We start from the raw sequence: 6,885 nt of genomic DNA, 5'->3' as shown, positions 1-6,885 counted from the left end.
CGCCATTCATATCTGGGCGGCATCAGCCCCCTCGCATTCGAGGCCAAGGTGGCATAGTGAGATAGGTGACCGGCACAAATCCGTTACAAGTCCAGATGGCCAGCACGGTGGCGGCGCGGATCAGCATGGGGGTGGCGGCATTGATCGGCGCGTCGATCAGGCTCGGGATCAGCGAGCCATAGGTGCGGCGCATGACGCGCGAGCCGATAGGCGTGGTGAGGATATCAACTACCGACTGCGCCAGATGCGCATCGCCCGAGAGGGGCTTTCCTGTGGTGGCGTCCATTCCGTTCATGACGGAAGGACATGACCCGACGCGCGCGCGTGGGGTAGGGGGCGGGGGCGTAACCCGGCGGGTTACGGGGGATGCGGTGGGCTATGGGGGAGTTAGGGGGCGGAGTTTGCGACGTTCCTACGGTTTGCCATTCGCAAATCGAACGGCAAAGGTTGCCTTGGCAGCTGCTTTAGCTGCTTCCGAGCGCCATTTGCTCGGCGATATGGCCTCGCCAGACCGCGCAAAGCAAATCAGTTTGGCCGACTATGCCCACGAGTTGACCGGCACAGTCGACGATCAAAGCTTCTTTGTAAACACCGCCCGATAGCAACGGAAGTAGCTCGTCGATGACTGTATCCGGTGAGGCAACACAGGGTGAAGTGTCCATCAAATTCGCCACAGTTTGGGTAATATCCCCTACTAGCAAAGACTCGATACGAATCAGCCCTTCGAAGCGACCGCTTGCGTCCACCACAGCAAGCACCGGTAGGCGGTCTGCCGCAAACATCTGTTGGGCCTGCGCCAGCGTGGCATCTACTGGCAGTCTGGACAGGTGGGTTTGCATGATCTGCTCACAGCGGATTTCGCCATGAAGCCGCCGCCAAGCCCGGCCTTCTACCTGCCTGAACAAAGTGTCGAGATCGGCCGGACTGACATCGATTAACTCGTCATATTGCGCGAGTACGCTTTCGATGTCAGCGACCGAATAGCCAGCCCTGGGCGGCGTGGCGGCAAGATAGCTGGCGGCGCGGTGTGGGTAATTGCCCCTCACCGCGCCATGGTATATCCAACCTAGCGTGACCAGCAGCACGCTGTTCAAGCCCACAGGCACCCATGCGAATTGCCAGCCCGCCGCCGTAATCGCATGCCCTCCGATTACCGCCGTCAACGCGCAAGCGCCGCCGGGAGGATGCAGGCAACGCGCCAAGCTCATGACGGCAATTGCACTGGCAACCGCAGGCGCCGCAGCGAGCATCGGATCTGGCAAAATCTTGAGCCAGAGAATGCCGCATAAAGCCGAGAGCACATTACCCCCAACAATGGCCCAGGGTTGGGCCAATGGGCTGTTGGGCACGGCAAACAGCAAAACCGCCGATGCTCCCATCGGTGCGACCAGGAAAGGCAGCGACGAAGACTTGCCCAGCCACTGTGCGGAGATGACAGCAGTGAGGACGATTCCAAACAACCCTCCAAACGCCGCCAAGCCAAGCCGGGGCGCGGTTGTTGCCGGTTGAATGCCCAGCCACAGCCATAATCTGGTTGGCCAACGCGCAATTGGTTCGGCATCGGTGCTTGAGATCGGAGCGTCGCTCATCAGCAATTCCGCGCTTGCAAAGTTGGCGGCACGTTCAGTGGTTCCTCGGCATGGATTGTCTGTGCCCTAGGCGGCGTGGAACAATTTCACAAGGCCACGGCTTTTGTCCCAATCGGATGACGGTTCAAGTTGAAGCGCTGCTGGAAAGCCGGGCGCGAAGCCAATGTGGTCTGAGGCTATACATTTGTTAAACAGCTACCCCCGATACAGCCGCACCCGCCTGCACCCCGCCATGCCTGTGCCTCTTCAGGCTGATCCCGCCCGCCACCACATCGCCATCGGCGGTGATTGTGCCGGTCACATGCACCATTTCCGCGTCCAGCGTGATGGTGGTGGCCCTGATCGTGGCAGTGGCGGCATCGGGCAAGGTGGCGGCAAGATGGTGGGTTTCGGGATCATAGGACAGGATCGCGCCATCGGCAAAGGCGATCAGCTCGGTCAGCGTTGAGGCGGGGGCGGGGTGGTTGTCATTGTTGAGGCCCGCCAGCGCGACGCCATTGCCGATCTGGCCATTGGGGCAGAGGAGGAGGCATTCCTCGCCCACGGTTGGCGGTGACCAGCGGCGGGTGGCGCCAGCGCGCAGGGCCAGCCAGCGGATGGGCGGGCTTTCGATGGCGCCATCGTCGGCATCGGGATCGCCAAAGCGCACCCGGCAGCGTGGGGGCGAAAGCGTGACCGCGCTGATCACGCCCAGGCGGATCAGGGTCGTGGGATCGAGGGGGATGTCATCGTCGCTCATTCGCCTGCCCCACGCGCCCAGTCATGCGCGGCCTGCGCATAGGCCCAATCCGCGTCACAGGTCAGCCAGTCGGCGCGGGTGATCCAGACGCGGGAGATGTCCGCCATGATGGCGTCGGGGGCGGGGTTTTCAGGAAGTGCGGGATCGTCGGTTTGACCGGCGGCGGCGTGATGGGCGGGGGCGTTCGTCCGCAAGCCGTGGCCAGCAGCATAGGAAGCAAAGCGGCCAGTGGCGCCAGAGGCCAGCGCCGTGTGGTTCGTGTCTGCATGATCGGCGTCCTTTTTCGATTGCGCCTGATAGGCAGCCCGCGCGGCGTGGGCTGTGCGGCGCTCGGCATTGAGCGTGGTTTGCGTGTTCCGGGCGGTGCCTTCCCATTGCGCGGCGCGGTGGGCCTGCCACCCGGCCAAGGCCAGAGCGATCAGCGCCATCGCGGCCCAGATGCGCGCAGGCGAGGCTGCGATCCAGCGCAGGAGCGCCAGCGGCCAGCGCCAGAGCGATCCGGTGATCAGCGACAGGATGAAGCGGGCGATGGCGCGGGTCATGCCGCATCCCTCAGGCAAATCGCCTGCTCCCTTTTGCGGCGCGCCACGATGCCGGGCACGACGCGCCCGCCCGCCTTGTTGAACCAGGTCAGCGCATCGCAGGCCCCGCGGATATTTCCGGCGTTGATCCGGGCGCGCATGGTGCTGGTGCAATAGGTCGGCCACCCCACATTGTGGGCCAGAGACAGCGCCGCGTAGCGCACATTATCCCGGCGCTGGATGGTCAGGGCGAGCCCCGGCGTGCAGGCCATCACCCGCGCCGCATCCGCCGTCAGGCGCGTGATCAGCATTGAGGCGCATTGCTCCTCGGTAAACTCGCGGCCCACCTTGATCCCTTCGCCGGTAAGCCCGTCGCAGGCCGTCGCCACACCCACCATGTCGAGGTAGACTCGCAGATATTGCTTGCCGCTGATATGCGTGATCGTGGCGGTCCCGGCTTGAGGCGAGACGGTGACCGCCACCGTCCGCCCGCTCTCTTCCTTGGGAACTTCGGTCAGCACCAGTTGCGTGGTGGCCGGTCCGATCAGCGCCAGCAGGGCCACGATCAGCACGACAACCCCGCCGCGCTTGGGCTGGGCACTTTCAGGCAGCGTTGCCATGGAATTTCCCCTTCACCCAACGGATCGCACGGCCAGTCGCCAAGTTGACGCCCACGTAAAAGGCCAACCAGGCGCAATGGATCATGATGTCACTGGCCATCGCTCTTGCTCCCCTGCTGGATCAACCGTGCGATCGTGGGCGCGGCAAAGACGGCGACCCCTGCCAGCGCCGAGGCCAGCGGGCGCCAGCGTTCGGGCACATAGGCGACAAGGCCGGTCAGGATCTGGGGCTGGGCCACCAAGGCCCCGGCCACGACGCCTGCCAGCGCGGCCATGCGTACCGACCACCAGCGCCAGCACGCACGCGCATCTTCAACCAATGTCATCGGGAGCCTCCTGTTTGCGGGCGCGGGGGTTTTTGATCCAGCCAAGCTCGATCAGTTTTTGCATGGCGGTCAGGCAGACCACGACAAGGCCGCCCAGTTGGATGAGGTGAGGCAACGCCTCCCAGAATTGCGCCAAAGCCATCACCATCAGGGCAAGAATTGTGTCCCACCAGCCGCGCCAATGCGGCGCGGCCAGCGATGCGGTTGCCAGCGGGGGCAGGGGCGGGAGGTCAGCCATCGCAGAACTCAGTAAATCTGGCCCAGCACGGAAAAGTTCACCGGCCCCGTGATCTGGCCATCCTGCCACGGCCCAAGCTGGCCCTGAATGGCAAGGCTGACGGTTTTATCATCGGGCACCCCGTCAAGCCATTGGGCCACAAATTCGCCCGCGACAGTGGGGAAACCGGGGCTTGTGCCGCTGGCGGCGGTGATTTGGTCGCGGGCCTCGGCGGGCGAACCTGAAACGGAAAAAGCAAAGGGCGTGATCGACACGAGAAGTCTCCTTATTGAAGGCGGATGATGGGCTGGACGTAGAGGCGCAAAGTCACATTGACGGCGGTGGCGTTGGGGATGGCCATGCCGACGCAAGGGCGCACATAGTCCGACCCGGAATTGAAATAGCTGGCGCTGAATGTCCGGCCGAACAGGCGGAATGTGGCGTCGGGCGTAAAGGCAATGCCGCGCTGCAAAAGCCATGTGTCGGCGGAATTGTAACAGGCGGCCTGAAGCACGAACGGCCCGGTCGATCCGTCATAGCCTGCGCTGGCCGTGACGCCGGTAAAGTCGCCCGCCATCACCCGCACACCGACTTGATAAAGCCATTGCGCGCTGGCCACAAAACCCAGCGCCCGCGCCGCTTCAAGGTAGAGCGCCCAGCCGTTGCCGTTGGTCGTGGTGCCTGCGATGGCGATTTCCGCAAAGGTGCCGTATTGATCTTCGCCCACGCGGTTGATCGTGGTCGTCAGCCCGCCCGCCACCGTGCCCAGCGACCAGCCTGTCGGCAAAGTGCCCGCCGCCCCGCCAATCAAGGCGCGGTTGCGCGGGGCCACCGGCCAGCGCTCCAGCATTTTGGCGCGGCCCAGCTTGCCCCGGCCCTTATAGAGGTAAAGCTCGCCCGAAACGAACGTGTCCGCCGTACCGCTGACCACGTTGTACCCATAGACCCGGACCTGCCATGTCGAGGGGCTAGCATGGGGCGGAATGAGAATGTGATAGGTGCCTTTGGTTGTGTTGCCCGACGCGGGCAGCAAGACGCGCCGCTGAAAACCCAGCGTCGAATTGGCATAGTTGAACAGGTCAATCACAACATGCGTCAGCGAACGGCTTGCCGCCTGTGCCAGCGAGATTTCCAGCACCGCAGGCCCGCCCGCCCCGCCATAGGGATCAACAAAGCCCGCCGACATGCCGCCGATGATTGAGGCATATTCCGACAGGCCATAAGGATCGGCCACGGCAACAGCGGTTGAACCGGAAAGATAGGTAAACAGGTTTGCGCTGGGCCACGAAACGATGGGGGTAATCATCGGGTCGTCAATGAATGGGTGGACCGGCATCCGGTTAATATCCCCCGGCCAAAAGCCCGCATAATCGCGCAAGGTGCCAATCTGGGCCGTGCAGAAACGATCCGGCACCCCGCCCGCGTTTTGCGCGAATTCAAAGTCGCTGGACGCGGACAACATGCTTGTCGTCTTGCCGTTGGGAAACTGGATGAAGTCGGTATAGGTGCCGCCAGTGAACTGATTGTCGCGGGCCGACCAGTTGACCAGTTCCGAAACGTAGGACTTGATAAAGGGCGCGTTCGGATTGGCGATGGACACCACCTTGTTGCCCACAAAATTGACCCCGCACAATCGCCCGGTGTCAGCCGTGCCGGGGCGGTAGGTGGCGCGGTCTGTGCCGGTCACGCCATCATAGGCCGCCACCAGAATGCGAGGATTGCCCGCGATCTGGCCTTCGTTGCCCATTTTGTTCCAGCCCACTGTGATCGCGTAGCCAGAATTGCCCAACGAACCGCCGCTGGTGTCAGGCACAAACCAAATATCGGCTTTGGTTTCGATCTGGCTTCCCAAACCGATGAAATCGTTGCGCAGGATGTTGACGTTGCCGCCCACGCGGTTGCCCATGACAATGTGATAGGTGTTCGGGCCAAAGCTGTTGTCGCAGACCATCACCTGATCGCACAGCCCACCCCACGCGATGCCGATGGTGCTGCAGCCGGTCATCCCGCCAAGGAAGCAGTCCTTCACCTTGAGGAAAGGGCTGTCAGACGAATTGTTGCTGAGCGCGCATTCGGTATATCGGTACATCATGCAGCGAGTGAACTGCACAAGGTTCTGCACGTTCGATCCGGTGCGCGTGTTTTTATAGACGCCCTTGCCGCCCAAAAACATGATGCCATCGCAGACCAGCGAATAGGGTGTGCCGGTCTGGTTACAGAAGTATTTGCCGTCAGGAATGCGGATCACCACCGTCCATGGAATGCGGGCAGAGATACGCAGCGAGCCGTTGTCGATGGTAAAGTCACCCGCATCATAGATGCCCGGTTCCAGCACGATGCCGTTCTGATATTCAAGCGGGCCAAAAATGCCGAGTGGTTCGTTAGACCGGCTTGCGATCATCGCGGCGATGGCGGCGTCCATGCCGTCTTGATCCGCCGCCGCGCTGGCCCCATCGCCCACCGCGCCGAGGTCGATGGTGGGCACGAGCACCTTGGGCTTGAGCCGGTCGGCATAGGTGGCGGTGGGAATAACGCCTGTCAGGCTGGACGAACTGGCCGAGTTCTTCCTGTAGATTTGGACCTGTCCATCGGCGACCACGGTGTAGAGCTTGCCCGAAAGCAGCGTGGTATCGGCCTGCGCATCTGCCGTGCTGGCATAGTTGGGATAGGGCAGCGTGGCGGGGACGGCCTGCGTATTGTCCAAAATGGTCTGCGCAGCATCGCGCGCGGCGGTGGCGGTTTCCACCATCGGCGCGGCCAAATCGGACAGGCTGGCGCGTTTGGATTGGCCGAATTTGACCACGGGCAAGGTTTCGGTGCCGTCGATGTCGGCGGCGTCCAGCAGGTCTAGCGAGGTGATTTTGACCATGGGG

At 62.7% G+C, this 6,885-nt stretch carries 9 protein-coding genes; all 9 read right to left on the bottom strand.

All coding sequences use genetic code 11. The features are described from left to right. Window positions 1-22 precede the first annotated feature (22 nt). The 9 genes from ACZ9HU_RS11705 to ACZ9HU_RS11665 all read right to left on the bottom strand — a co-directional run bounded on the left by ACZ9HU_RS11705 (window position 23) and on the right by ACZ9HU_RS11665 (window position 6,881). Window positions 23-295, bottom strand: coding sequence for a GPW/gp25 family protein (locus ACZ9HU_RS11705; protein ID WP_476105120.1), 273 nt, complete (start codon window positions 293-295; stop codon window positions 23-25). Window positions 296-464: 169 nt separating this feature from the next. Then, window positions 465-1,589, bottom strand: a complete 1,125-nt coding sequence (locus ACZ9HU_RS11700) for an HPP family protein (protein ID WP_476105118.1) — start codon at window positions 1,587-1,589, stop codon at window positions 465-467. Window positions 1,590-1,776: 187 nt separating this feature from the next. Next, complete coding sequence (locus ACZ9HU_RS11695; RefSeq protein WP_476105116.1) at window positions 1,777-2,328, bottom strand: phage baseplate assembly protein V; 552 nt, start codon at window positions 2,326-2,328, stop codon at window positions 1,777-1,779. Next, window positions 2,325-2,870: a hypothetical protein gene (locus ACZ9HU_RS11690; RefSeq protein WP_476105113.1), complete on the bottom strand. Its 546-nt coding sequence runs from the start codon at window positions 2,868-2,870 to the stop codon at window positions 2,325-2,327. The genes ACZ9HU_RS11695 and ACZ9HU_RS11690 overlap by 4 nt, the downstream gene beginning before the upstream one ends. Further along, complete coding sequence (locus ACZ9HU_RS11685) at window positions 2,867-3,469, bottom strand: lysozyme (protein WP_476105112.1); 603 nt, start codon at window positions 3,467-3,469, stop codon at window positions 2,867-2,869. The genes ACZ9HU_RS11690 and ACZ9HU_RS11685 overlap by 4 nt, the downstream gene beginning before the upstream one ends. Window positions 3,470-3,558: 89 nt before the next feature. After that, complete coding sequence (locus ACZ9HU_RS11680) at window positions 3,559-3,795, bottom strand: DUF7940 domain-containing protein (protein ID WP_476105111.1); 237 nt, start codon at window positions 3,793-3,795, stop codon at window positions 3,559-3,561. Further along, a complete protein-coding gene (locus tag ACZ9HU_RS11675; protein ID WP_476105110.1) occupies window positions 3,782-4,033 on the bottom strand; it encodes a hypothetical protein in 252 nt (83 codons plus the stop codon). Before ACZ9HU_RS11675 ends, ACZ9HU_RS11680 begins: the two co-directional genes overlap by 14 nt. 8 nt (window positions 4,034-4,041) lie before the next feature. Continuing rightward, window positions 4,042-4,287 carry a hypothetical protein gene (locus ACZ9HU_RS11670; RefSeq protein ID WP_476103402.1) on the bottom strand — a complete coding sequence of 82 codons (246 nt, stop codon included), beginning with the start codon at window positions 4,285-4,287 and terminating at the stop codon, window positions 4,042-4,044. Window positions 4,288-4,298: 11 nt separating this feature from the next. Then, window positions 4,299-6,881 (bottom strand): hypothetical protein, encoded by a 2,583-nt coding sequence (locus ACZ9HU_RS11665; RefSeq protein ID WP_476105108.1) that lies wholly within the window; start codon window positions 6,879-6,881, stop codon window positions 4,299-4,301. Window positions 6,882-6,885 lie beyond the last annotated feature (4 nt).

This window comes from Novosphingobium sp. Sphag1I, from assembly GCF_056279125.1.
The sequence above is the reverse complement of the archived record's forward strand: the minus strand, read 5'-3'. Positions and strand labels throughout refer to the sequence as shown.

Bases quoted from the DNA above. Each gene is read 5' to 3' on its own strand.
- ACZ9HU_RS11705 (WP_476105120.1), bottom strand. From the start codon at position 295: ATGAACGGAATGGACGCCACCACAGGAAAGCCCCTCTCGGGCGATGCG.
- ACZ9HU_RS11665 (WP_476105108.1), bottom strand. From the start codon at position 6,881: ATGGTCAAAATCACCTCGCTAGACCTGCTGGACGCCGCCGACATCGAC.
- ACZ9HU_RS11690 (WP_476105113.1), bottom strand. From the start codon at position 2,870: ATGACCCGCGCCATCGCCCGCTTCATCCTGTCGCTGATCACCGGATCG.
- ACZ9HU_RS11675 (WP_476105110.1), bottom strand. From the start codon at position 4,033: ATGGCTGACCTCCCGCCCCTGCCCCCGCTGGCAACCGCATCGCTGGCC.
- ACZ9HU_RS11695 (WP_476105116.1), bottom strand. From the start codon at position 2,328: ATGAGCGACGATGACATCCCCCTCGATCCCACGACCCTGATCCGCCTG.
- ACZ9HU_RS11700 (WP_476105118.1), bottom strand. From the start codon at position 1,589: ATGAGCGACGCTCCGATCTCAAGCACCGATGCCGAACCAATTGCGCGT.
- ACZ9HU_RS11680 (WP_476105111.1), bottom strand. From the start codon at position 3,795: ATGACATTGGTTGAAGATGCGCGTGCGTGCTGGCGCTGGTGGTCGGTA.
- ACZ9HU_RS11685 (WP_476105112.1), bottom strand. From the start codon at position 3,469: ATGGCAACGCTGCCTGAAAGTGCCCAGCCCAAGCGCGGCGGGGTTGTC.